The sequence below is a fragment of the Pseudomonas sp. B21-047 genome, assembly GCF_024748775.1.
Lineage (GTDB): Bacteria > Pseudomonadota > Gammaproteobacteria > Pseudomonadales > Pseudomonadaceae > Aquipseudomonas > Aquipseudomonas capeferrum.
Window position 1 is genome coordinate 2,905,321 of the sequence record NZ_CP087169.1, and the last position, 25,403, is coordinate 2,930,723.

The window sequence follows — 25,403 nt, forward strand, 5'->3', positions numbered from 1 at the left end:
CCATTGCGGTGAGGTGGCTGATCAGGCGGATGCCACGCGCGGCGACTCGGCACTGAAATCGCGGCTGGCTTGCACCAGCATGCGGGTGTAGTCGTGGCTGGCCAGGTCCTGGCTCAAGGCCTGGCTGTCCAGGCGCTCGACAATCCGCCCCTGCTGCATCACCGCCACCTTGTCGCACAGGTGGCTGACCACACCCAGGTCGTGGGTGACCATCAGGTAGGTCAGCTTCTCGCGCTGACGCAGGTCCGCCAGCAGGTTGAGAATCTCGGCCTGCACCGACACATCCAGCGCCGACGTCGGTTCATCCAGCAACAGCACGCGCGGTTCGAGGATCAGCGCCCGGGCGATGGCCACGCGCTGGCGTTGCCCGCCCGACAACTGGTGCGGGTAGCGGTAGCGGAAGCTGTCGTTAAGCCCGACCTTGAGCAAAATGTCGTTGATGCGGTCGTCGCGTTCGCGCATGCCATGGATGGTCAGCGGCTCGCGCAACGCGGTGTCGATGGTGTGCCGCGGGTGCAGCGAGCCGTAAGGGTCCTGGAAGACCATCTGCACCTTGCGAAAATGTTCCTTGCTGAGCTTGTGTTGCAGGGGCGCCCCGGCAATGCTCAGCGCCCCGCTCCAATGCCGGTACTGGCCGGCCAGGCAGCGCAAGACCGTGGTCTTGCCCGAGCCCGACTCGCCGACCAGGCCGAACGACTCGCCGTCTTCTACCGTCAGGTCGACGTCGTGCAGCACCTGGTTGCAGGCAGCGCCCACACCGAAGCTCAGGTTCAGCGATTGTGCTTGGATCATGGTCATGTCAGTTACCTCAGCAGGTGAGCCACAGCGGGTCGCGTTGCAAGACCGGCAAGCGCGGCCGGCGGTTGTCCATGCTCGGCAAGGCTGCCAGCAGGCCACGGGTGTACGGGTGTTCGGCGTACTGCAGGTCGCAGGCGGCCAGCGATTCCACCACCCGCCCGGCGTACATCACCAGCACCCGGTCGCAGTAGTTGCGGACCAGGTTGAGGTCGTGGCTGACGAAGATCAGGCCCATCTGCTGCTCGACCACCAGCTCTTCGAGCACGTTGAGCACTTGCTGGCGTACCGACACATCGAGTGCCGAGGTCGGCTCGTCGGCGATGATCACTTCCGGGTTGGTGATCACCATCATGGCAATCATGATGCGCTGGCCCATGCCGCCGCTGACTTCATGCGGGTACAGGTTGTAGACCCGCCCGGGGTCACGGATATGAACCTTTTCCAGCATCAGCAAGACCCGCTCGCGCGCTTCGCTGCGGCTGGCCTTGTGGTGCGCGAGGTACGCCTCGGCGATCTGCTCGCCGACCTTTACCACCGGGTTGAGCGAGTACTTGGGGTCTTGCATGATCATCGAGATGCGCTGGCCGCGAATCTTCTGCATGGCCTTCTCGCTGGCGCTGAGCAGGTCGACATCACCGAACTGCAGGGCCTTGGCGGTGATCTGCGTGCTACCGGGGTGCAGCTTGAGCAGGCTGCGCCCGACCGTGGACTTGCCCGAGCCGGACTCGCCGACGATGGCCAGTTTTTCCCGGCCCAGGGTGAACGACACGTCGCGCACCGCATGGGTTTCTTTCTTGCCATTGACGAAGCGCACGTTGAGCGAATCGACAGTGAGTTTGAGCGTCGACATAAAGCCTCCAGTTACTCGCTACGCGGGTCGAGAATGTCCCGCAGGCCATCGCCCAACAGGTTGAACGCCAGGCTCACCAGCATGATCGCGGCCCCCGGCACGGCTACCAGCCACCAGCATTCGAGCATGTAGCGCCGGCCGGTGGAGATCATTGCGCCCCACTCCGGCAGCGGCGCCTGCGCACCCAGGCCAAGAAAGCCCAGCGCAGCGGCGGTCAGAATGATGCCGGCCATGTTCATGGTCAGGCGGATGATCACCGACGACAGGCACATCGGCACGATGTGGCGCAGGATGATCCGCGTCGGCGAGGCGCCCTGCAGCTCGACCGCGACGACAAAGTCGGCCTTGCGCAACGACAGCGTTTCGGCGCGCGCCAGGCGTGCGATCGGTGGCCACGAGGTCAGCGCGATGGCGACCACGGCATGTTCCAGGCCGGGGCCCAGGGCCGCGATGAACGCCAGCGCCAGGACCAGGCTGGGGAAGGAGATGAAGATATCGGTGATGCGCATGAAAACGGTGTCGACGACGCCGCCGAAGTAACCCGACACGGTGCCGATGAACAACCCGATCGGGCCGACGATGACGGTTACCAGGGTAATGATGTACAGGGTGATGCGTGAGCCATACACCAGCCGGCTGAAGATATCGCGGCCGTATTCGTCGGTGCCGAACCAGTGCGCTGCACCGGGTGCCTGCAAGGCATTGGCGAGGTTTTGCACCACCGGGTCATGGGTGGCGATCCAGGGTGCGAAGGCAGCCACCACGACCAGCAGCAAGGCCACCAGCAGGCCCGCCAGGGTCATCGGGTTGCGCAGCAGGTGGCGCAGCACCCGCAGGCTGCTCTTGTACAGCGCGTCGACGCTCGACGCGGGTGCGCGGTCGGCCTGCGCCTTGTCGCTTGAAACGGTAGAAGACAGGTTGGCAATCATCGGCATGCTCTCGATGTGAACTCATGGCCACCTGGGGCACCCGCAGGCGCCCTCGGCAGTGTTCAGCGTTGCTTGTAGACGCCCAGGTAACGGGTCGCCTCGGCGTCATCGCCGGTGAAGCCCTTGACGTCCACCGCGCTGACTGCGGTGTCGGTCATCTGCGAAATCATCATGATCGGGCCGACCTGTTCGTCGTAACGCTTCTGCGCCTGGTGGTACAGGTTCAGGCGCTTGCCAGGGTCTCGCTCGACCCCGGCCTGCTCGATCAGCGCATTGAGCGGTTGATCGAAGAACGATGCACGCCAGCCCTGGAAGTTGGGCAGGCCGGCCGCGTCACTGTTGTCGGGGTTGTAAGCGAAGGTGCGCAGGCTGAAGTAAGGGTGCGGGTAGCGCTCGGCGCCGCGGGCGACGATCATCTCGAAGTTGCGTGCGCGCATTGCGCCGTACACCTGGTTGCCGGTACCGGTGACGATGCTGGCCTTGATGCCGCCCTCGGCCAGGGTCGCTTGCATGCGTGCGGCAATGTCGATGAAAGGCGGTTCGGACAACGTCCGCAGGGTGGTGCTGAAGCCTTGCGGGTAGCCAGCTTCGCTCAGCAACGCCTTGGCCTTGGCCACGTCGAGCCGGTAGCCAGGGTCTGGCAGGCGTGCGTCCAGGCCCAGTTGCATCGGCTGCTGGTTGAGCAGGCCATAGTGCGGCATGACCTGCTCGTCGATGCCTTTGTAGTCGATCAGGTAGCGCACGGCCTCGCGCACTTTCGGGTTGGCGAACTCGGGCTGTTTCATGCTCATCGCCACGTAGTACAGGGTGCCCCGTTGCAAGGGCTGAACCTGCAGCGTGCCGGTGCGCTCGACGGCCTTGATGTCGGGCGCGGCCATGCCATAGGCCAGGTCCAGGTCGCCGCGTTCAAGCATCAGGCGCAGCGACTGTGATTCGGTCATGTGTCGCACCAGCACCCGCTTCATCTTTGCCGGGCCTGCCCAGTAGCCGTCGAAACGGTTCATCACCAGCGCATCGTTGGCGCTCCACTTGGCCAAGGTGAACGGGCCGCTGCCGGCTTCGTTGGTGACCAGCCAGGCGGCGCCGAGGTCGCCATTCTTTTCATGTTTCAAGGCCTGCAGGCGGTCGACGATGACCGCACTGGGCGAAGTTGCCAGCGAGTCGATCAGCAGCAGCGGGTCGGTCGGCTGTGGCAGGCCGATGACCAAGGTGTGTGCGTCGCTGGCGCGAATCAGTGCCTGAATGTTGTCGACGGTGTAGCCGTAGGCCTTCCAGGTAGTGGCCAGGCCGTAGTTGAGCTTCATCACGCGGTACAGCGACCAGGCCACGTCCTCGGCGGTAAGGGGGTTGCCGGAATGGAACGTAACGTCAGTGCGCAGGTGGAAGGTGATCTGCTTGCCGTCTTCGCTGATGGCCCAGCGTTCGGCCAGCTGTGGCAGGTGTTTTTCCGGGTTGCCCTGGTCGCGCTTGACCAGCGTGTCGTACAGGTTGGCATTGACTCCGGAGGCATCCAGGCCCGGCGCGTTGGCCGGGTCGATGGAAAACAGGTTGACCATGCTCATGCCGACGATCAACTGGTCGGCGGGGGTCTTGGCCTGCACGGCAGCCATTGGCCCAAGCGCCAGGATCGCACCCAGCAGGCTCATGTGCAGCGGGGGGAGTACAGTCTTCATGTGGGCGTCCTTCTTTTTATAGTTATGCAATGTGTTCACGCGGCCCGCTGGGGCTCAGCGGGTCCTTGGGTCGAACACCTTGTACAGGGCATCGCTGATCAGGTTGAGGGCGACGAAGATCAGGCCGATCACCAGCACGCAGCCCATCACCGCGTTCATGTCACCGAGCATCAGGCTGCTGGTGAGGTATTGGCCGAAACCGGGCCAGGCGAACACGGTCTCGATCAGTACCGCGCCTTCGAGCAGCGAGCCGTAGGCCAGCGCGACGACGGTCAGCAACTGCACGAGGATGTTGCGAAACGCATGGCCCCAGACCACCTGGCGCCGCGACAGGCCCTTGACCCGCGCTGTGATGATGTATTCCTGGGAGAGCTGCTCGAGCATGAAGCTGCGCGTCATGCGGCTGATATAGGCCACCGAGTTCAGCCCGAGGATAAGCCCCGGCAAGATGATGTGGCGCAGCGCACTGCTGAAGGCTTCCCAGTCACGCGCCAAGGCAGTGTCGATCAGCAGCAGGCCGGTCACGTCGGGGACCATGCCGTCGTAGGCAAGGTCGATGCGCCCTGCCCCGCCGGCCCAGCCAAGCCAGGCGTAGAACACCAGCAGGCCCATCATGCCGACCCAGAAAATCGGCGTGGAGTAGCCGAACAGGGTGATGACCCGCGCCACATGGTCGCCCAGCCGGCCCTGGTTGCTGGCGGCGACCACGCCCAGTGGCAGGCCGATGAGGATGCCGAACAGGATCGCCAGCGTGGCCAGCTCGATGGTCGCCGGGAACACCCGCTTGATGTCGTCCAGCACCGGGTGGCCGGTGAGCAGCGCATTGCCGAAATCGCCGTGCAGCAAATCGTTGAGGTACAGCCCGAACTGGGTCCAGATCGGTTTGTCCAGGCCCATGGCCTGGTAGACCTGCTCATAGGTGGAGCTGTCGGCATCCGGACCGACCACGGCCAGCACCGGGTCCAGCGGCATCACCCGACCAATGAAGAACGTCAGCGCCAACAGGCCAAGCAAGGTCACCAGCACCGTGCTGGCCCGTCGGGCAGTGGCAGACACGCGGGTGCCCAGCACAGAGGCAGTCGAAAGCAACATAACAGGCTCCTGAAAAAGCGTTCAGCAAACACCGAGGCGTCAGGGGCGCGCACGCCCCCGTCCCGCTCATCGCGACTTGTAGACGTCTTTGTAACGGGTGGTGGCCGCGCTGTGGGCCTGATAGTTCTGCACGTCGTGGTACAGCACCACGGTGTCGGTCATCTGTGAAACCGGCAGGATCGCGCCAACCTGGGTGTCGAGCGTGTTCTGGATCTGCTGGTACTGGGCCAGCTGCCGGGCCTTGTCGGGTTCGACTTCGGCCTGCTCGATCAGGCTGTTCAGCTCGGGGCTGTAGAACGAGGTGCGCCAGCCCTGGAAGTTGCTCAGCTTGGCTTCGTCACGGTTGTCCGGGTTGTACACCAGGGTGCGCAAGCTCGAATGCGGGTGGCGCTCGGCACCGCCGCCGCCACGGCCAACCAGGATGTCGAAGCTGCGTTCGCGCATGGCGCCGTAGATCTGGTTGCCGGTACCGGTGACGATGGTGGCCTGTATACCCGCCTGGGCCAGGGTGGCCTGCAGGCTGGAGGCAATGTTGATGAAGGGCGGCTCGGTGAGCACGCGGATGGTGGTCTTGAAGCCGTTGGGGTAACCGGCTTCGGCCAGCAGTTGTTTCGCCTCGGCCACGTTCAGGCGGTAGCCTGGGTCGTCCAGGCGTGCCGGCAGGCCCAGCGGCAGTGGCCGTTGATTGAGCTGGCCGTAATGCGGCATGACGGTCTGGTTGATGCCCTGGTAGTCAATCAGCGAGCGTACCGCCTTGCGCACGCGGGCGTCGTCGTAGGGCTTTTGCTTCACGCTCAGCGCCACGTAGTAGAGGGTGCCGCGCTGCACGGTCTCGGTACGCACCTTGTCGGACTTCTCCAGCGCTTCGATGTCTGGGGCGGACATGCCTTTGGCCAGGTCCAGGTCACCGCGCTCCACCATCAGCCGCAGCGACTGCGATTCGGTCATGTTGCGCATGACGATGCGCTTGAGCTTGGCCGGGCCGCCCCAGTAACCGTCGAAACGGCTCATCAGGATCACATCATTGGCGCGCCAGTCATTGAGGATGAACGGCCCGCTGCCGGCAGCATGTGTGGTCAGCCAGGCGGCGCCGAGGTCATCGCCCTTCTGGTGCTGCTGGACTACCTTGCGGTCGAGAATGAAGGCACTAGGCGATGTCGCCAGGGTGTTGAGCACCAGCAGCGGGTCGGTCGGCCGCGGCAGCTCGAGGACGAAGGTGTGCGCATCACTGGCACGCATGTACTGGGCGACATTGCCTGCCGTGAAACCGTAAGCCTTCCAGGTCGAGGCCAAGGCCAGGTTGAGCTTGAGGATGCGTTGCAGCGACCAGACGACGTCCTCGGCACTGAAGGCATTGCCGGACTGGAACGTGACGCCCTCGCGCAGCTTGAACGTGAGGGTCTTGCGGTCATCGCTGACCTGCCAGCTTTGCGCCAGCGCCGGCACCAGTTGGTCCGGTTGCTGCGCATCCTGCACCAGCAGCATGTCGTACAGGTTGGCGTTGACCTCGGAGACGTCCAGCCCGGTGGCACCGGCTGGGTCCAGGGACAACAGGTTGATCATGCTCATGCCGACGATCAACTGGTCGGCGGGTGTCTTGGCCAAAGCAGTGGGTGCCGAGGTCATTGCCAGCGATGCGGCAAGGACCCCTGCCCAGAATGTGGGAAGTACGCTCATGTGAGATTGCCTTTTTATAGTTATTGGACTCTCGGGCGGCGCGCACTGTCGCGCGCCGCCATGCACGGGTCAGAAGCGCTGCAATGTATGGGTCTCGACGTAGTCGAAGTCGATCTCTTCACCCAGGCCAGGCAGGTCCGACAGGTGGACGAAACCGTCCTTGTCCATCGGGTCGACCAGGCGTTTGAGGTAGGCCGGCACCTCGTCATAGTCGAGGAACGGGTGCAACAGGCCGCGCTCGTACCAGGTGCAGTTCTTGATGGCCCCGACCACGGCCAGGTTGGCTGCGCCGTTGCCGTGGATTTCGCAATCCATGCCGAACGCTTCGGCCATGTGCGCCACTTTCAGGCACGGTGCAATACCGCCGACCCCGGCAACCCCGGCGCGCAGGATGTCACACACGTCATGCTTGACCCAACTGGCCCGGCTCAGGTGCTTGCCACCCAGGCTTTCCGGGCCCAGCACCGGGATGTCCAGCTGGCCGGCGAGCCAGGCATAGGATTCGGCAGAGTCTTCCATCATCGGTTCTTCGAACCAGGCGAAGTTGAGCTTTTCCAGGGCGCGGCCGATGGTCAGGGCGTCGGTACGGCTGTACCAGTGGTAGCCGTCGATCATCAGTGCGATGTCGGGGCCGACCGCTTCGCGCACGGCGGCGCAGGCCTTGATGTCCATGCTCACGCTGGGCGCGAAGGATACCGGCGGCATCCAGGTGTGCAGCTTGATTGCCTTGTAGCCACGCTTGACCAGGGTTTCGGCAAAACGCCCGTATTCCTCAGGGGTGGACAAGCCGCCTTCGAGCTCGTCGCCACACATGGTCGAGCCATACGCAGGCACCTTGTCGCGGTAACCGCCAATCAGCTTGTGCACCGGCACGTTCAGCTTGCGCCCGGCCCAATCCCACAAGGCCTGCTCGACCAGTGCCAGGGCGCGATCGGTCAACTGGCTGGCGCTGCCGCGTTGCCAGTGTGCAAGGTCGTGCCAGATCTTCTCGCGATCAAAGGCATTGGCGCCTACCAGCACTTTGCGCACGAAACCATCGAGCACGTAGGGGCGGATCAGTTCAGGGGCACCCAGTGCATAGCCTTCATTGCCGCATTCGGTGGTGATGCGCAGCAACGCCATCTTGGCCTGGGTCACGTCACCGGGGTGGGCATGGCCGGCACTGTCGACAGCGCGGCGCGTGGGGTAGGAAAAAACCTGGACGTTTACAGCAGTGATGATCATGGACGTCTGAGCCTTCTTATTGGATTTGTGGCGGGTGAGTCACGCTCTGGAGGCAATCCTACGTCATCATACAACTTTTGAAAAGCACCCCTTTAGAACTTTCAGATCCGGCCTTTGCGAGCCCCTATTTTCGTCTTTTGGGACGTGCATCGCATTTTAATGTTCGTATAGAACCCTCTAGAAAGCGCATTTCAGGCGCTTTAAAAGAAGTCATCCGACAACCACCCAAGAAATCGTAGACAACCCAAATGTTGTACGATAACTTTGCCGCATCTGATCGCGGCACCTACCCCCCACCGCATCCGATGGTGACCACCCGCTTCAAAACGACCTCAACAAAAACAAGAAAAGAAGATCGAATGAACACCACACTCCGCAATCTCATTGCTGTCAGCACACTCGGCCTGTCTTTCTATGCCTGCGCAGACTCGGCCAGCCTCAACTACCGCCACGGCTACACCGAAGACGACAGCATCCATTCCGACCGCATCAAGCTGAATTACCGGATGGAAACCGGCCTGGGGTTCGCCGCCGAGATCAAGTACAAGACCGCCGGCGACCGTGAGGACGTGGCCTACGACAACATGGTCAACAACGGCCATGAGTTCACCGTGGACTACAACTACAAGCTGAGCCCCAAGTCGACGCTCACCCCGGCGTTCCAGATGGACAGCTCCAAGGACGCCACCGCCTACAAGTTCGGCTTGAAGTACAGCTACAAGATCAGCGACACCTGGTACGTCGCCACCCGTGTGCGGCATGACGCGCGCAACCTCGACCGCGACCAGATCGATCATTCCAAGGCGGACCGAGCCAAGGACAACCAGAACACCACGCGCCTCGAAGGTTGGCTGGGCTACACCCCGAAAGGCCCGTGGGCCTTCGAGTACCAGTACATTCACTTCGATACCGACTACATCCGCTACGACAACAAGAAGAGCGACTACGAGCAGAACCTGAGCATCAAGTACAAGCTCAACAAGCAGTGGGCGCCGTTCATGGAGGTGGGTGACATCAAAGTCAACGCCTATACCGATGACCGCCAGGCCCGCTGGCGTCTGGGCGTCCAGTACAACTTCATGTAATGCCGCGCTGCCGGGGGCCTGCCAGGTAGCCCGGCGTCATCGCTACCCCCAACGACCTTTAAAGCCAAGGTGCTGACCATGACCACACTCGCCTCGCCCACTTCGGGCAAACCCTTCAACCGCTTGCTGCTGACCGGCGCTGCCGGCGGGCTCGGGCAGATCCTGCGCGAAGCCTTGCAGGCCCACGCCACTGTCGTGCGCGCTTCCGATATCAGTGCGATGGCGCCAGCGGCTGGCGACCATGAAGAGGTGATCAGTTGCAACCTGGCGGACAAGGACGGGGTACTGGCGCTTGCCCAAGGCGTGGACGCCATCGTTCACCTGGGGGGCATTTCCACGGAGCGTGCGTTCGAAGACATTCTCGACGCCAATATTCGCGGCACCTTTCATGTCTATGAGGCTGCACGCAAGCACGGCATCAAGCGGGTTGTGTTCGCCAGCTCCAACCATGTGACTGGCTTCTACCCGCAGGACGAGACGGTGGATGCGCAGTCTGTGCGCCGTCCGGACTGCTACTACGGCTTGTCCAAGTCGTATGGCGAAGACCTGGCCACCTTCTACTTTCACCGCTACGGCATCGAAACCGTGAGCCTGCGCATCGGCTCGTCATTCCCCGAGCCACGCAACCTGCGCATGCTCTCGACGTGGCTGAGTTATGCGGACCTTGCGCACCTGGTAGAACGTGCGTTGCTCGCCGAAAACGTTGGCCACACCGTGGTGTATGGGGTTTCGGCAAACCGTGAGCTGTGGTGGGACAACCGCTTCGCCGCGCACCTGGGCTTCAACCCGCAGGACAGCTCGGAGCGCTTTCGCGAGAAGCTTGCGCAACAGCCCAAGCCTGCTGCTGACGATGCCAGTGCGCACCTGCAAGGTGGCGCGTTCACCGCCGCCGGCCCTTTCGGTGACTGAAGGCGCCAACGCCAGCGGGCTCAGGCCATCAGGATGCTCACCAGCATCTGCGTTGGTGTGCTCAGCTCCACGTCCTTGCGCGTAACCACTTCGTACGGCTCACTGCGTGACTTCAACTGCAACGGCAGGCGCACCAGCATGCCGTGGTCCACCGCGACCTTGGCGACATCCCACGGCATCACGGCCAGCAACCCAGGGTCTTGCAGCAGCATCGACAAGGTGGTGAAGGTAGAAGAGGTTTCAATCGGGTACTGCGGAAAGCTCAGGCCCGCTTCGCGAAATTCGCGCTCCAGGGTCAGGCGCATGGGCATGTTGACCGGGAACACCAGCCAGCGTGAGCCGGCCAACTGGCCCAGGCTTAACGAATCACTGCCGGCCAGGGCGTGCCCAGGGTTGGCCACCAGCACCAACTGTTCTTGGTGCTTGGGCCGGCTGTCGTACGCGGCTGGGCGCGGGCTGACGCTGGTCCGGCAGATCACCACGTCCAGGCGGCCTTGGTCGAGTAAGTTGAGCAGGCGGTCGCTGGTGTCCTCGACCACCGAGACCGACAGGTCTGGCTGACTGTCGCGCAGGCGCGCCAAGCCTTCCACCAGTATCGGTACCGCGCCCATGATGGTGCCAACCGACAAGCGCCCCCCATGGCCTTGCAGAATCCCCAGCATTTCTTCCCGCAGGTGTGCCAGGTCATTACTGATCAGTCGCGCATAGCGCAGCACGCACCGCCCCAGGTCATTGGCTTCGAGGCCCTTGCTGGTGCGCTCGAACAGCACCGCGCCAAGCGTTGATTCAATCTCGTTGAGGGCCTTGGTTGCACCGGGCTGGCTGATGGACATTGCCTCGGCCGCTTTATGGATGGAGCCCAGCTCGTCGAGGCTGATCAATAGCCGCAACTGGCGCAAGCGAAGGCGAGAGGCCATGGAACTCAAGGATGGCAGCATAGGGGATCACTTAAAGTTATCACGGGGTCAGCAGCTCTCATTAGGCAGCAACGCCGGGGAAAATTAAAGTGTCGGCATCCCCACAAGAACAACACAGGAGCCAGCATGCGCCTGATCCAATTTGAAACCACCCCAGGCCAACGTCACGTAGGCGTAGTTGAAGGCGACCTGATCCAGGTCGTGCATGATACCCACTCCACGCGCGAACTGGCCTTGGCCGCAATCGGCAAGCAGCACAGCCTGGCCGCCGAAGTACACGAGCGTGGCCTGTACAGCACCGAACAACGCTACAGCCAGGCCTTGAGCGAATGCCGGGTATTGCCCCCGCTGGACCACGAAGACCCGGCCCATTGCCTGATCAGCGGCACCGGGCTGACCCACCTGGGCAGTGCCTCGACCCGCGACAAGATGCACCAGCAGAAAACCGACGATGCCGCCACGCTGACCGACACTGCGCGGATCTTCCAGTGGGGGATCGAGGGCGGGCGCCCTGCGCCAGGCACCGCGGGCGTGCAGCCGGAGTGGTTCTACAAGGGCGACGGCTCCATCGTCGTTCGGCCCGGCCAGGCGTTGCAGAGCCCGGCATTTGCCGAGGATGCCGGCGAAGAGCCTGAACTGGCCGGCCTGTATGTGATCGGCGATGACGGCCAGCCCTACCGCCTGGGCTTTGCCATCGGCAACGAGTTCTCCGACCATGTGATGGAACGGCGCAACTACCTTTACCTGGCTCACTCCAAGCTGCGTAGCTGCTCGTTCGGCCCCGAACTGCGGGTGGGTGAACTGCCCCGCCACCTGGACGGCATCAGCCGGATTCGTCGCGACGGCCAGGTGATCTGGGAAAAGGCCTTCCTCAGCGGTGAGGACAACATGTGCCACTCTCTGGACAACCTGGAGTATCACCACTTCAAGTACGCCCAGTTCCTGCGCCCGGGCGATGTGCACATTCATTTCTTCGGCACGGCGACCTTGTCGTTCGCCGACCAGATCAAGCCCGTCGAGGGCGATGTGTTCGAGATCAGCCTGCCCGATTTCGGCGCCCCGCTGTGCAATGGCATTGCCGTGACGCCTTCGGCCATCTCACCTGGCGAGGTGAAGACGCTCTGAACCGATGGCGGCGCAGGGCCGCGCCGCCGCGGCATTTCATAACAATCACAAAAGTGAGATGAGCATGAAGAACACCCCTTACACCGCGGCCTCGGCCGCCGCCACGGCCAGCTCAGACACCGCCAGACCGACTACTGTGCGCTGGCGGATCTTCCTGATCCTGCTGTTGCTGGCAGCGATCAACTACATCGACCGGGCTTCGCTGTCGGTGGCCCTGCCGTTGATTTCTGCCGAGTTCGAACTTACGCCCGCGCTTGAAGGGTTGATCCTCAGCGCGTTCTTCTGGTCTTACGCGCTGATGCAGATCCCGGCCGGTGTGCTGCTCGACCGCTTCCAGGTGCGCAATATCATCGGTGTCGCCACCATCGGCTGGGGCGCGTTCCAGGCACTGGGCGGCTTTGCCCATAACTGGATCACTCTGCTGGTCACCCGCATCGGCCTCGGTGTGGCCGAATCGCCGATCATGCCGGCGGGTGCCAAGCTCAACGGGGCCTGGCTGACCCCCAACGAACGTGGCCGAGGGGCGACCCTGGTCGACGGCGGCGCGCCGCTGGGCACCGCGTTTGGCGCCATCATCATCGCGGGGCTGATCACCTGGTTCGACTCCTGGCGCATCGCCTTCATCATCGCCGGCGTCGGCACCGTGGCGGCAGGTATCTGGGCCTGGTGGTACATCCGCAACCACCCCAGCGAACACCCGCAGGTGAACGCTGCCGAGCTTGCCTACATCACCCAGGCCAACGATGCCGCGACCCAAGCCAACGGCAACCGCAAAGCGGTGCTCAAGGAACTGCTCAAGAGCCGCTCGGTGCTGTGCATGTTCGCCGGCTACGCCTGCTACAACAGCGTGTTCTACGGCTTGTTGACCTGGATGCCGAGCTACCTGCACCAAGCCCACAACCTCGATATCAAGGCCATGGGTGGCGCCACCTTCCTGATCTTCATGTGTGGTTTTATCGGTGAGCTGATCGGCGGCTGGATCTCGGACAAGTGGAAAGCCAACGGCGGCCAACCGAACACGGTGATGCGCAGCATGTTCGCAGGCTCGGCCGCCGTTGCCGCGCTGTGCATCCTGCTGGTGGCGTATACCCCGGATGCCGCGCGGGTCATCGCGCTGCTGTGCGTGGCGCTGTTTTTCATCCGCTGGTGCGGGATGTACTGGTGCCTGCCGGCCATTCTCGGGGGCAAGTCCAAAGCTGGCGTGCTGGGTGGCAGCATGAACTTCTGCGGCAACATGGTCGGCGTGCTGGTGCCGATCCTGATCGGCTTGATCGTGCAGTTCACCGGTTCCTACTTCCTGGCCCTGATCTTCTTCGTGGTCATGGCCTTCGGCCTGATGCTGTTCTCTGGCCTGATCGACTATCGCGAGCGCGGGCTGGCCTGAGCCCCGCACCCTATTTGAGGTGATTGTCATGCAACTCATTACAACAACAGGCAGCGAACACACTGCCAACGCCGTGATCCGACTCAACCCGCTCGATGACGTGCTGATTGCCCGGCAGGCACTGCCCGAAGGGCTGCTGCTGGACGAAGGCATCACCGTTTGCCAGGCCATCCCCGCCGGGCACAAGGTCGCTGCGCGCGACATGGCTGTCGGCCAGCCTTTGCGCCGCTATGGCCAGATCATCGGCTTCGCCAGCCAGGCCATCGCAGCGGGCCAGCATGTGCACGTGCACAACCTCGCCATGGGCGACTTTGCCCGCGACTACGCCTTTGGCGTCGATGCCCGGGGTGTACAGGCGCCCAACGATGACACCTTCATGGGCATCGTGCGGGCCGATGGCCGGGTCGCCACGCGCAACTATGTGGGTATCCTTACCTCGGTGAACTGCTCGGCCACCGTGGCCCGGGCGATCGCCGACCACTTTCGCCGGGACATCCACCCCGAGGCGCTGGCGCCGTATCCACAGGTCGATGGTGTGGTGGCGCTGACCCACGGGGTTGGCTGCGCCGTCGATCCCTCCGGCGAAGCCTTGGCCATGCTGCGCCGTACCTTGGGTGGCTATGCCGTGCACGCCAACTTTGCCTCGGTGCTGCTGATCGGCCTGGGCTGCGAAACCAACCAGATCCCCGACCTGCTCGCCGCGCAGGGGCTGGAAAGCAGCCACACCCTGCGCACCTTCACCATCCAGGGCAGCGGCGGTACCAGCAAGACCATCGCCAGCGGTATTGCCCAGGTCAAGGCGTTGCTCGCCGAAGCCAACCAGGTCGAGCGCCAGCCGGTCAGCGTGCGCCACCTCACGGTCGGCCTGCAATGCGGGGGCTCGGACGGCTATTCCGGGATTACCGCCAACCCCGCCCTGGGCAATGCCGTGGACCGGCTGGTGGCCGCAGGCGGCACCGCGATACTGTCGGAGACCCCGGAAATCTACGGCGCCGAGCATTTGTTGACACGTCGCGCGGTAAGCCAGCAGGTCGGTGAAAAACTGATCGCGCGCATCCAGTGGTGGGAAGCCTATTGCCAACGCATGGGCGCCGAACTGAACAACAACCCCTCTGCCGGTAACAAGGCCGGCGGCCTGACCACCATCCTGGAGAAGTCACTGGGGGCGGTGGCCAAGGCTGGCTCCAGTGACCTGGTGGATGTCTACGAATACGCAGAACCGGTGCGCGCCCATGGCCTGGTGTTCATGGACACGCCCGGCTACGACCCGATCTCCGCCACCGGCCAGGTCGCTGGCGGGGCCAACCTGATCGCCTTCACTACCGGCCGCGGTTCGGCCTACGGCTGTGCGCCCTCACCGTCAATCAAGCTGGCGACCAACACGCGCCTGTGGGAAACCCAGGAAGATGACATGGACGTCAATTGCGGCGGCATCGCCGACGGCAGCATGATCATCGAAGAACGCGGCCAGCACATCTACCAGATGATGCTGCGCATCGCCTCGGGTGAACGCAGCAAGAGTGAACAACACGGCTACGGGCAGAACGAGTTCGTGCCTTGGCAGATCGGCGCCATCACCTGACGGTTCGCTTCACGTACCCGTTTTAACGTTTATTGGAGCTTTCATGACCCAGATTCTTGGTCACAACTACATCGGCGGCCAGCGCTCGGCGCAAGGCGGCACCCGGCTTGTAAGCCTCGACGCCAGCACAGGGGAAGCATTACCGGGCGTTTTCAGCCAAGCCACCGAAGCTGAAGTGGATGCGGCTGCAACCGCTGCAGCCGCCGCCTTCCCGGCGTATCGCAACCTGCCTGCCGAACGACGCGCAGTGTTTCTGGATGCCATTGCCGACGAACTCGATGCGCTGGGTGACGACTTCATCGCCACGGTCTGCCGCGAAACCGCCCTGCCCGCTGGCCGTATCCAGGGCGAGCGGGCCCGCACCAGTGGCCAGATGCGCCTGTTCGCCAAGGTGCTGCGCCGGGGCGATTTCCATGGTGCACGTATCGATCGGGCCCTGCCGCAGCGCCAGCCACTGCCGCGCCCGGATCTGCGCCAGTACCGTATCGGGGTCGGCCCGGTGGCCGTGTTCGGGGCCAGCAACTTCCCCCTGGCATTCTCCACTGCTGGTGGCGATACCGCCTCGGCGCTGGCCGCAGGCTGCCCGGTGGTGTTCAAGGCGCACAGCGGCCACATGGCCAGCGCCGAAGCGGTTGCCGATGCCATCTTGCGGGCGGCGGTACGCAGCGCGATGCCTGCGGGCGTGTTCAACATGATCTACGGCGGCGGTGTCGGCGAGTGGCTGGTCAAGCACCCGGCCATCCAGGCCGTCGGTTTCACCGGCTCGCTCAAGGGCGGTAACGCGCTGGTGCGCATGGCCGCCGAACGGGCGCAGCCGATTCCGGTGTTCGCCGAGATGTCCAGCATCAACCCGGTAATCCTGCTGCCTGAGGCGCTGGCACAGCGAGGCGCCACACTGGCCCGCGAACTGGCGGCATCGGTGACCCTTGGCTGCGGCCAGTTCTGCACCAACCCCGGCCTGATCCTGGGGCTGCGCTCAGCCGCATTCAGCCAATTTGTCGCGCACCTGCAAGCGCACATGGCCGACCAGCCGGCGCAAACCATGCTCAACGCCGGCACCCTGGCCAGCTATCGCCAGGGTTTGCAGCACCTGCACGCTCACCCCGGCATCAGCCACCTGGCAGGCGCCGAGCAAGGCGAGCGCCAAGCGCAGCCGCAGCTGTTCCAAGCGGATGTCGGCATGCTGCTGAACGGCGACCCGCTGTTGCAGGAAGAAGTGTTCGGGCCTGCGACCCTGATCATCGAAGTCGAAGACCAGGCGCAACTCAAAGCGGCCGTGCAGGCCCTGCGCGGGCAACTGACCGCCACGCTGATGGGCGAAGCAACGGAGCTGCCGGGCTTCGGCTGGCTGAGCGAGCTGCTGCAGGAAAAGGTCGGCCGCATGTTGCTCAATGGCTACCCGACAGGCGTCGAGGTGTGCGATGCGATGGTGCATGGTGGCCCGTACCCTGCCACCTCGGATGCGCGCGGCACGTCGGTGGGCTCGCTGGCCATCGACCGCTTCCTGCGGCCGGTGTGTTTTCAGAATTACCCGGATGAGCTGCTGCCGCCGGCGTTACAGAACGCCAACCCGCTGGGGATCTGGCGCTTGGTCGATGGCGAGGCTAGCCGTTCAGCCTGCTGAGGGCCGCCGTGCAGCCGCCCCGACGAACACTGGGGTGCCCTGAGGGGGCGGCTGCCTATACGGAAATTTTGAACTCCCTTCGCACCGCCCTCTCCCACCTGAAGAGCCCCCGCGATTCTTCAGGACCCCGCCATGGCCAAGCCCCTGCAGGAGTACCAGCGCAAACGCAACTTCAATGCCACGCCCGAGCCCAGCGGTAACCGTGGCCGAGGCAAGCAGCCCCATGCCCTGCAGTTCTGCATCCAGAAGCACGACGCCAGCCACCTGCACTACGATTTTCGCCTGGAGCTCGACGGTACCCTGAAAAGCTGGGCAATCCCCAAGGGCCCTTCGCTGGACCCGAAGGTGCGCCGGCTGGCCGTACACGTCGAAGACCACCCGCTGGACTACGCCGACTTCGAGGGCAATATCCCGGAAGGCCACTACGGCGCAGGCGACGTGATTGTCTGGGACCGGGGCATCTGGGAGCCCGAGGGTGACGCGCAGCAGGCCTATACCAAGGGCAAGCTGCGTTTTCGCTTGCAGGGCGAGAAACTCAATGGCGTATGGAACCTGTTTCGCACCCACCTTGGGGGCAAGAAAGAACAGTGGATGCTGGTCAAGTCGCACGATGGCGAAGCCCGCAGCGAGGCCGAGTACAGCATCGTCGAGGCTCAGCCCGACAGCGTGCTCAGCGAGCGGACCCTGGTCCCCAGGGTGCGAAAAACGGCCGGCAAGGCGGCGCCCCGTAAGTCACGCAAACGCAAGGCCAGCGCCCAGCAGGCCGCGCTACCCGATACGCTGCAACCGCAACTGGCCACGCTGGTCGACTCGCCACCGGCCGGCGATTGGTTGTACGAGGTGAAGTTCGACGGCTACCGGATTCTCGCGCGCATCGACGGTGATGACGTACGCCTGTACACCCGCAACGGCCATGACTGGACTGCCAAGCTGCCGCATCAGCGAGCCGCGCTGCGCAGCCTTGGCCTCGATTCCGCCTGGCTGGACGGCGAAATGGTGGTCAACGACGCCCATGGCGTGGCGGACTTCCAGGCCCTGCAGAACGCCTTCGATAGCGAAGACGATCAGCACATCCTCTATTACCTGTTCGACCTGCCCTTTCTGGGCGGCCAGGACCTGCGCCAATTACCGCTGCAAGAGCGGCGCAACACCCTGCAGCAGTTGCTGGACCAGGACGATTCGCAATGGCTGCGGTTTTCCGAAGGCTTCGATCAGCCAGTCGACTCACTGCTCGACAGCGCCTGCCGCATGAAGCTCGAAGGCCTGATTGGCAAACGCGCCGACAGCCCCTACACCGGCCGGCGCAGCGCCGACTGGATCAAACTCAAGTGCCAGCAACGCCAGGAATTCGTGATAGTCGGCTACACCGACCCCAAGGGCAGCCGCAGCGCCTTTGGCGCGTTGCTACTGGCCGTGCACGACGAGGGCGGCGCGTTGCGCTATGCCGGCAAGGTGGGCACCGGCTTCAGCGCGGCCACCTTGGGCAGCATTCATGCGCGGCTCAAGCCTTTGCAAACGGCCAAACCACCCTTGAGCCAACCACCGACCGGTGCCGAAGCGCGGGGTGTGCATTGGCTCAAGCCGACCCTGCTGGCCGAAGTGGCCTACGCCCAGATGACCCGCGACGGTGTGGTGCGCCACGCGGTGTTCCATGGGCTGCGGGATGACAAACCTGCCACCGCCATCGATCTGGAGCACGCCATGCCTGGCAAGCCCGTCGCCAAGCCCAAGGCTCAGCGCAAACCCGAGGCGCTGGGCGAACTGCGCCTGACCCACCCTGAGCGCATCATCGACGCCACCCGCGCAACCACCAAGCGCCAGGTGGCCGAGTACTACGCGCAGGTCAGCGAGTGGATTCTGCCGCAACTGAAAAACCGCCCCGTGGCGCTGGTACGCGCCCCCGATGGCCTGGCGGGTGAGCTGTTCTTTCAGAAAAACGCCGACCAGTTGCACATCCCCAATGTGGTCAGCTACGACAAGAAAGCGGCCGGCCAGGCCGCCATGGTCATCAACCGCGCCGACACCCTGCTGGGCGCGGTGCAAATGAACATGCTCGAACTGCATACCTGGAACGCCACCGACAAGGATTTCGACAAGCCGGACCGCTTCATCCTCGACCTGGACCCGGACCCTGCGCTGCCGTGGAAGGCGATGCTGGAGGCCACGCAACTGACCCTGACCCTGCTCGACGAGCTTGGCCTGAAGGTGTTCCTCAAGACCAGCGGCGGCAAGGGTATCCACCTCGTCGTGCCACTGACCCGCAAAGCGGGCTGGGACGAGGTGAAGGATTTCAGCCATGCCATCGTCGATTACCTGGCCAATCTGTTTCCCGATCGGCTCAGCGCCGTGTCGGGGCCGAAGAACAGGGTCGGGCGCATCTTCATCGACTATCTGCGCAATGGCCAAGGCGCTACTACCGCCTGCGCCTACTCATTGCGGGCGCGTGAAGGCCTGCCGGTGTCCGTGCCCATCTGGCGCGAAGAGTTGGCGCAACTCAAGGGCGCCAACCAATGGCACATCGGCAACCTGCACGAACGCCTTGCCGAAGTGGACGACCCATGGGCCGACATGGGCAAGACCCGTCAATCGATCACCGCGCGCATGCGCAAACAGCTAGGGCTGGGCTGATGAGCATCATTCAGGACTTTGATCTGAACAACCTTGACCGCCTGTTGCGCGCCTTTACCGAACGGCCGCAGGCGCTCAACCTCGATACCCAGCTGCCAACGCTGATCCAGGCGTTGCAGGCTGACCACCTTGACCTGCTGCCCTTGCCGGGCCAAGGTAACACCTTGCGGCGGTGGCAGAGCCTGGCACGCATCGCTGGCTGTGACATGGCCCTGGCCAAACTCTACGAGGGCCATACCGATGCCTTGGCGATCCTTGCCGAATGCGGCGCCGCGCACCACGCCCAGGAGGGTATCTGGGGCGTGTGGGCTGCCGAACCGCCGAATGCCCGCGCACGTATCGTCGAACGCCAGGGCGAGCAGGTGCGCCTGGCTGGCCGCAAGGCTTGGTGTTCAGGTGCCTTGCAGATCGACCGCGCGCTCATCACTGCCTGGGGTCATGACGAACAACCGCAGCTGGTAGCGATAGAGCTGTCGCACCCCAGCCAAGGCTTGAACATCGAGCACTGGCAAGCGGTGGGCATGGCCACCACGGCAAGCGTCGAGGTCGAGTTCAACCATACACCCGGCATCGCCATCGGCAAGCCGGGGCAGTATCTGTCGCGCCCGGGCTTCTGGCACGGCGGGGCTGGCATTGCGGCCTGCTGGTACGGTGCGGCGGAGGCATTGGCCGATTACCTGCGCGAACACTGTCGCAACCCGCGCCCCGACCCGCATGCCGACGCCCACCTGGGCGCGGTCGACGCGGCCTTGCTTGGCGCCAGGGCAGCGCTGCGCGAGTGTGCAGCCTGGATCGACCGCGAGCCAAGCGCGGATGCCAGCTTCGAGGTGCGGCGCACCCGCGCGCAGGTCGAACAGGCCGTCGAGCAGGTGATCCATCACGTGGGGCGGGCACTGGGTGCCTCGCCGTTCTGCCGCAGCAGCCACTTTGCCCGGTTGAGCGCCGATTTGCCGGTCTTTATGCGCCAGAGCCACGCCGAGCGTGACCTGGCGGCCCTCGGACAGCAGCTGGCGAACCTGCCAGCAGGAGCTTGGCAGTTATGAATTTGATCGCGTCCAGTAACGGCACCCCCTGGGCTGACTGGCAGCATGCCGCGCACCTGGCCAGGGCCACCTGGATCGACCCCGGGCAACTGTGCCCGCCGGGGCGTCGCCTGGTACTGATCGCCCCCCACCCAGATGACGAGATTCTCATGGCGGGCGGCTTGCTGGCGGGCTTCCACGGGCGCGAAGAAGACTTGGTGCTGATTTCGGCCACCGATGGCGAGGGCAGCCACCCAGGCTCCAGGCACTGGACCGAGCACCGCTTGCGCAGGCAACGGCCGCTGGAGAGCCGCCACGCCCTGCAACAGCTCGACCTGGACCTCAACCGCCTGGACTGGCGCAGGCTGCACCTGAAGGATGGCGCGCTGCCGCGTGACGAGGCCTTTCTGGTCAACCACCTGAGCCAGCTGCTCAAGCCCGACGACCTGCTCATGGCCACCTGGCGCAACGATGGCCATTGTGATCACGAAGCGGTTGGCAGGGCCGCCGCGCAATCGGCACTGGCGCGCAAGGTGCAACTGGTGGAGGTGCCGGTATGGGCTTGGCACTGGGCGCAACCGGACGACCCTCGCCTGCCCTGGCCGCGGGCTCATCGCGTGCAGCTCGATGAAGCCCGCCTGGCCCGCAAGCGCAAGGCCCTGGCTGCGCACGCCAGCCAGCTGGAGCCGGATGACGGCCAACCGCCCGTGCTGCCCGCCGCTTTGCAGGACTGCCTGCTACAGCCATTCGAACTGGTGTTCTTGTAAGGGAATCGATATGAGCCTCGACGCGCAATACTTCGCCGACCTCTACGCCAGCAGTGAAGACCCCTGGGCCTTCCGCACCCGCTGGTATGAAAAGCGCAAACGTGAGCTGGTCATGGCCAGCCTGCCTCGCCAATGCTACCAGCGTGTATTTGAACCGGCCTGTGCCAACGGCGAACTCAGCGCCTTGCTGGCCGAGCGTTGTGCCGACCTGCTGTGCCAGGACCTGGACCCGACCGCGGTGGGCCTGGCCCGTGAACGCCTCGCGAACGTAAGCCACGCCTCGGTTGAACTAGGCAAGCTACCGGGTGACTGGCCCGGGCGGCGCTTCGATCTCATTGTGTTGAGTGAACTGGGTTACTACCTCGACCCGACAGACTGGCTGCAGGTTATCGAGCAGTCGGTCGCCAGCCTGAGCTACGACGGCGGCTTGCTGGCCTGTCACTGGAAACACCCGATCGCGGGCTGCCCGCAGGATGGCCGCGAGGTGCACCGGATGCTGGGCAAGCATCTACCGCTGTATCCGGTGTATCGCCACGAGGAAGCGGACTTTCTACTCGAATACTGGTCATGCCAGCCCAGCGTGGTGGACCTTGACGAGACCTGCCCATGATCGCCGTGGTGATCCCCGCGCACAACGAGGCGCGACGCCTGGGCCGGTGCCTGAAGGCGGTCAAGGTCGCTGCCGCGCAGGCCGAACAAGCGGGCTACCAGGTCAGCATCCTGGTGGTGTTGGACCGCTGCAGTGACGGTAGTGCGGCGGTGGCCAGGCGTCATGGCGTGCAGACGCTGGACGTTCACGCCGGCAACGTTGGCATGGCACGCAGGGCTGGGGCCGCCAAGGTGATCGAACAAGGCGCCAGCTGGCTGGCCTGTACCGATGCCGACAGCCAGGTACCGCCGCACTGGCTGCTGTCGCAACTGGCGTTTGGGGCAGATGTGGTCTGTGGAACGGTGCATGTGGAATGCTGGCAGCCTTGGCAGAAGGCTGCCTTGCGTCGGCTGTACCTGAGCCGCTACGAGGCGCGTGAAGGGCATCGGCATATTCACGGTGCCAACCTTGGGGTCAGCGCGCAGGCTTATCTGCAGATTGGGGGCTTCCAGCCGTTGCCAGCGCATGAGGATGTACAGTTGGTGCGCGACCTGGAAGCGCAAGGGGCGCAGATTTCGTGGACGGCACGGCATAGCGTGGCCACCAGCAGCCGGCGGGACAGCAGGGCGCGGGAGGGATTTGGGGATTATTTGGCGAGCCTTGAGGTGACGGTGTCGTGATTGGGGTCCTGGGGCTGCTTTGCAGCCCTTTCGCGACGCAAGGCCGCTCCTACACCGATCGCGTTCTTTTGGACTGCCCCCAAAATCTCAGCCATGGCTCAAGAAGCCTTGCGCGTACGCTTGGCAGGTTTCTTCTCGGGCTCGGGCTTTTTCTTCCCCGCCGCCGCACCCTTGCCGCCCAAGCTGCGTTTGAGCAGTTCGGTAAGGTCGATAATATCGGCACCTTTCTCTGCAGTACCGCCCTCGCCCTTCTCCACCACGCTGATCTTGCCCTTGCTGGCTTTCTCTTCCACCAGGTCCATGATGGTCTGGCGAAAGGCATCCTGATACTCATCCGGCTGCCATGAGCCGCTCATGTCCTCGACCAGCCGCTTGGCCATGTCCAGTTCACGTTTGTCCACTGTGGTATCGGTCACGCTCTTGTCCAGCTCCAGCGTCTCCAACCCGCGCACTTCCTCGGGCCAGCGCAGGGTGATCATCACCAGGGCATCATCCAGCGGGCGCAGCAGCGTCAAGTGCTGACGGGTATGCAACACCACCGTGGCCAACGCCACCTTGCCGGTGCTGGCCAGCGTTTCGCGCAGCAACGCATAGACCTTGCCGCCGCGGCGGTCGGGGCTCAGGTAATACGGGGTATCGAAATGCTGCAGGGGAATTTCGCCGGCATCGACGAACGAGAAGATATCGATGGTCTGAGTCGCTTCAGGCCGGGCCGTGCGGATCTCTTCCTCGCTGATCACCACATAACGGCCTTTCTCGTACTCCACACCTTTGACGATGTTGTCCTTGTCGATCTCTTTGCCGGTGACCTTGTTGATCCGCTTGTAACCGACCGGCTCCATGCTGCGTTTGTCCAGCCAGTCGAAATCGACCCGCTCGGTGCGCACCGCAGTATTCAGCGAGACGGGGATGTGCACCAGCCCGAAACTGATCGCGCCCTTCCAGATTGCCCTTGCCATGGTTAAGTCACCTCCCTCCAGCCCTGCGCCTATCGGAGCCTCTACTTGAAGTGACTGCGGCGCGCTGGGAAGGTTTAGTCAGGCTGCCCTGCGGCGGGCAGCGACTCGGTGCTTAGCTGAACAGCACGCGCTTGAAGGCCTCGGCGGCCAGGTGCACTTGCACCGACCAATCGTCTGCGGCTTCGCTGCCGGCATCGTCGGAAATGTACTTGAGGCAGACGAATGGAATGCCTTCGCTGCGGGCGATCAGCGCCAGTACGTAAGCCTCCATGTCGACCACATCGTAAGGTGCCTTGCCGTGGCTGGTCTCGAAATTGTCACCTGTGCCGCAGGTTTCAAGGGCAAGCCCTGGGATTGGCTCGCCGTGTTCGAGCAGAACGGGGATGTCCGACAGTGGCGTCTCGTAGCGGGCGAAGCCCAGCGGCGTGACATCCATGTCGCGCTGGACGAAACGGGTGCAGCACACCACTTCACCCTTGCCATGGCCCTGGCTGCCGGCCGAACCCAGGTTGACGATCAGCTTGGGCTTGCGCTGGGCGATGGCCTTGGTCAGCGCGATGGCAGCATTGACCTTGCCGATGCCAGTGAACACGGTGTTCACCTCGGCAAACACAGTGCCAGCCTCGGCCTCGAGGGCGAAGACAAACAGCGTGTCATCCAGGGAAATGTCGGGGAATTGCTTGATCAGCATCATGGCGCAGGGGTTCCGGGTGGCTGCAAAGGGCGCGGCCATTTTCGGACAACCCTGGCGAATTGCAAGCCCCGGCTACCGTTGCGTATGCCCTTGCCTGATCACCTGCTCGACCACGGCCTGTAGCGCTTCGGTAGCGTTCTTCCCGGCGGCGCACGCCTGCCCCAGGCGTTCAAGCTGTCGGTCGGCACTGGTGCCCTCACGCAGGATACGCCGGGCATGCTCGAAGGCGCGTTCGGCGTCCACGGTGTCGACGGGGAACTGCCCCTGCAGCTGCGCCAGCCAGCCTTCGGCCGTGACCGGCTGTTGCTCCTGGGTACCAATGAACTGGCCTTGGCGGCCGTAGCGCAGGGCGCGCCAGTAATTCTCCTGCGCGACCCAGCGCAACGCCCGGTTGAGGGGGGCGCGCGCTTGCCTTGGCTGCACGCTGTGCTCCACCAAGTGGCGAAACACCCCGGCGATGCTCAAAGCGTCCTCAAGGCAGGGGCAGCCATCACAGATACGCAGCTCGACGGTGGGGAAACGTCGCGACGGTCGGATGGCCCACCAGAAGTCACCATCAGCAGCCAACGAGCCGGTGCGCTGAAGCAAGGCCCGGTAGCGTTCATAGGCAGACCAGTCGGCCAGCGGCTCGGGTAACCCCATGTGCGGCCACTCGCCACAAATGACCCGCCGATAGCTCATGTAGCCGGTACCCTGGCCCAGCCACAAGGGCGAGGATGTACTGAGAACCAGCAGCAGCGGCAACCAGTGCACCAGCCGATTGATCAATTGCATGCGGTCGCAGTCCGCCGGCACCCCCACGTGCACATGCAAGCCATTGAGCAGGCTGCGCCGCGCCACGTGCTGGTAGTCATCGAACAACTGGTGGTAGTGCGCACACGGCGCAGGCTTGTGCCGCAGCCAGGCTGCATTCGGGTGGCTGCCCGCGCCATACAGGCCCATGCCTTGTGCCGCCAGCACCTCGCTCAATCGCTGCCGGGCCTGCAAGAAGAACTCGCGCGCCTCGAACAGGTTGGCGAACACGGGTGAGGCGACTTCTATCTGGCTGCGGAACATCTCCTGGGCAAAATGCTGCCCCAGTACTTCACGACACTGCCTGACCAGGCTCGAGGCAGGCATCGCCGGCACCTTGCCGGTAGCCAGGTCCACCAGCAGGTATTCCTCCTCGATGCCAAACGTACAAGGCCGGGCCATG

At 63.9% G+C, this 25,403-nt stretch carries 22 protein-coding genes; 11 read left to right on the forward strand and 11 right to left on the reverse strand.

The window, feature by feature from the left end; genetic code table 11:
• Positions 1 to 21 precede the first annotated feature (21 nt).
• The 7 genes from LOY26_RS13050 to LOY26_RS13080 all read right to left on the reverse strand — a co-directional run bounded on the left by LOY26_RS13050 (position 22) and on the right by LOY26_RS13080 (position 8,243).
• A complete protein-coding gene (locus tag LOY26_RS13050; protein WP_258714867.1) occupies positions 22 to 798 on the reverse strand; it encodes an ABC transporter ATP-binding protein in 777 nt (258 codons plus the stop codon).
• A 10-nt stretch (positions 799 to 808) separates the two neighbouring features.
• Positions 809 to 1,648: an ABC transporter ATP-binding protein gene (locus tag LOY26_RS13055; RefSeq protein ID WP_033697926.1), complete on the reverse strand. Its 840-nt coding sequence runs from the start codon at positions 1,646 to 1,648 to the stop codon at positions 809 to 811.
• Between the two features lie 11 nt (positions 1,649 to 1,659).
• Positions 1,660 to 2,577, reverse strand: coding sequence for an ABC transporter permease (locus LOY26_RS13060; protein ID WP_033700042.1), 918 nt, complete (start codon positions 2,575 to 2,577; stop codon positions 1,660 to 1,662).
• Between the two features lie 62 nt (positions 2,578 to 2,639).
• Positions 2,640 to 4,250 (reverse strand): ABC transporter substrate-binding protein, encoded by a 1,611-nt coding sequence (locus tag LOY26_RS13065; protein WP_186653351.1) that lies wholly within the window; start codon positions 4,248 to 4,250, stop codon positions 2,640 to 2,642.
• Positions 4,251 to 4,304: 54 nt separating this feature from the next.
• Positions 4,305 to 5,342 carry an ABC transporter permease gene (locus tag LOY26_RS13070; protein ID WP_033697928.1) on the reverse strand — a complete coding sequence of 346 codons (1,038 nt, stop codon included), beginning with the start codon at positions 5,340 to 5,342 and terminating at the stop codon, positions 4,305 to 4,307.
• A gap of 66 nt (positions 5,343 to 5,408) precedes the next feature.
• A complete protein-coding gene (locus tag LOY26_RS13075; protein WP_227697305.1) occupies positions 5,409 to 6,968 on the reverse strand; it encodes an ABC transporter substrate-binding protein in 1,560 nt (519 codons plus the stop codon).
• Between the two features lie 120 nt (positions 6,969 to 7,088).
• The gene (locus tag LOY26_RS13080; RefSeq protein WP_033697930.1) at positions 7,089 to 8,243 is read right to left on the reverse strand and encodes a mandelate racemase family protein; all 1,155 of its coding nucleotides are present in this window, start codon (positions 8,241 to 8,243) and stop codon (positions 7,089 to 7,091) included.
• A gap of 359 nt (positions 8,244 to 8,602) precedes the next feature.
• On the opposite strand from LOY26_RS13080, the gene LOY26_RS13085 reads away from it, so the two are divergent.
• Both LOY26_RS13085 and LOY26_RS13090 read left to right on the forward strand, forming a co-directional pair.
• On the forward strand, positions 8,603 to 9,328 hold the full coding sequence (locus LOY26_RS13085; RefSeq protein ID WP_186653364.1) for an oligogalacturonate-specific porin KdgM family protein: 726 nt from the start codon (positions 8,603 to 8,605) through the stop codon (positions 9,326 to 9,328).
• A 78-nt stretch (positions 9,329 to 9,406) separates the two neighbouring features.
• Positions 9,407 to 10,237 (forward strand): NAD(P)-dependent oxidoreductase, encoded by an 831-nt coding sequence (locus tag LOY26_RS13090; RefSeq protein WP_095064466.1) that lies wholly within the window; start codon positions 9,407 to 9,409, stop codon positions 10,235 to 10,237.
• A gap of 20 nt (positions 10,238 to 10,257) precedes the next feature.
• Here the strand turns inward: LOY26_RS13090 and LOY26_RS13095 are convergent, their stop codons facing one another.
• A complete protein-coding gene (locus tag LOY26_RS13095) occupies positions 10,258 to 11,175 on the reverse strand; it encodes a LysR family transcriptional regulator (protein WP_258714868.1) in 918 nt (305 codons plus the stop codon).
• A 105-nt stretch (positions 11,176 to 11,280) separates the two neighbouring features.
• On the opposite strand from LOY26_RS13095, the gene araD1 reads away from it, so the two are divergent.
• The 9 genes from araD1 (at position 11,281) to LOY26_RS13140 (ending at position 22,555) form a co-directional block, all read left to right on the forward strand.
• Entirely contained in the window at positions 11,281 to 12,279 is a 999-nt protein-coding gene (gene araD1, locus LOY26_RS13100; RefSeq protein ID WP_258714869.1) for an AraD1 family protein, read from the forward strand.
• A gap of 64 nt (positions 12,280 to 12,343) precedes the next feature.
• A complete protein-coding gene (locus LOY26_RS13105) occupies positions 12,344 to 13,663 on the forward strand; it encodes an MFS transporter (protein ID WP_177447951.1) in 1,320 nt (439 codons plus the stop codon).
• 28 nt (positions 13,664 to 13,691) lie between these two features.
• On the forward strand, positions 13,692 to 15,245 hold the full coding sequence (locus LOY26_RS13110) for a UxaA family hydrolase (RefSeq protein ID WP_258714870.1): 1,554 nt from the start codon (positions 13,692 to 13,694) through the stop codon (positions 15,243 to 15,245).
• A gap of 43 nt (positions 15,246 to 15,288) precedes the next feature.
• Positions 15,289 to 16,869, forward strand: a complete 1,581-nt coding sequence (locus LOY26_RS13115; protein WP_258714871.1) for an aldehyde dehydrogenase (NADP(+)) — start codon at positions 15,289 to 15,291, stop codon at positions 16,867 to 16,869.
• 132 nt (positions 16,870 to 17,001) lie between these two features.
• Complete coding sequence (ligD, locus tag LOY26_RS13120) at positions 17,002 to 19,497, forward strand: DNA ligase D (protein WP_258714872.1); 2,496 nt, start codon at positions 17,002 to 17,004, stop codon at positions 19,495 to 19,497.
• On the forward strand, positions 19,497 to 20,540 hold the full coding sequence (locus LOY26_RS13125; RefSeq protein ID WP_258714873.1) for an acyl-CoA dehydrogenase family protein: 1,044 nt from the start codon (positions 19,497 to 19,499) through the stop codon (positions 20,538 to 20,540). Before ligD ends, LOY26_RS13125 begins: the two co-directional genes overlap by 1 nt.
• Positions 20,537 to 21,286 (forward strand): PIG-L deacetylase family protein, encoded by a 750-nt coding sequence (locus LOY26_RS13130; protein WP_047583198.1) that lies wholly within the window; start codon positions 20,537 to 20,539, stop codon positions 21,284 to 21,286. The genes LOY26_RS13125 and LOY26_RS13130 overlap by 4 nt, the downstream gene beginning before the upstream one ends.
• 10 nt (positions 21,287 to 21,296) lie before the next feature.
• Positions 21,297 to 21,896: a bifunctional 2-polyprenyl-6-hydroxyphenol methylase/3-demethylubiquinol 3-O-methyltransferase UbiG gene (locus LOY26_RS13135; protein ID WP_258714874.1), complete on the forward strand. Its 600-nt coding sequence runs from the start codon at positions 21,297 to 21,299 to the stop codon at positions 21,894 to 21,896.
• The gene (locus tag LOY26_RS13140) at positions 21,893 to 22,555 is read left to right on the forward strand and encodes a glycosyltransferase family 2 protein (RefSeq protein WP_033697942.1); all 663 of its coding nucleotides are present in this window, start codon (positions 21,893 to 21,895) and stop codon (positions 22,553 to 22,555) included. The genes LOY26_RS13135 and LOY26_RS13140 overlap by 4 nt, the downstream gene beginning before the upstream one ends.
• Before the next feature lie 98 nt (positions 22,556 to 22,653).
• Here LOY26_RS13140 and LOY26_RS13145 read toward each other — a convergent pair whose 3' ends face one another.
• The 3 genes from LOY26_RS13145 to LOY26_RS13155 form a co-directional block, all read right to left on the reverse strand.
• Positions 22,654 to 23,514 carry a Ku protein gene (locus LOY26_RS13145; protein ID WP_258714875.1) on the reverse strand — a complete coding sequence of 287 codons (861 nt, stop codon included), beginning with the start codon at positions 23,512 to 23,514 and terminating at the stop codon, positions 22,654 to 22,656.
• Between the two features lie 112 nt (positions 23,515 to 23,626).
• Complete coding sequence (locus LOY26_RS13150; protein WP_033697944.1) at positions 23,627 to 24,208, reverse strand: nucleosidase; 582 nt, start codon at positions 24,206 to 24,208, stop codon at positions 23,627 to 23,629.
• 72 nt (positions 24,209 to 24,280) lie between these two features.
• A complete protein-coding gene (locus tag LOY26_RS13155; RefSeq protein WP_258714876.1) occupies positions 24,281 to 25,402 on the reverse strand; it encodes a carboxylate-amine ligase in 1,122 nt (373 codons plus the stop codon).
• Position 25,403 lies beyond the last annotated feature (1 nt).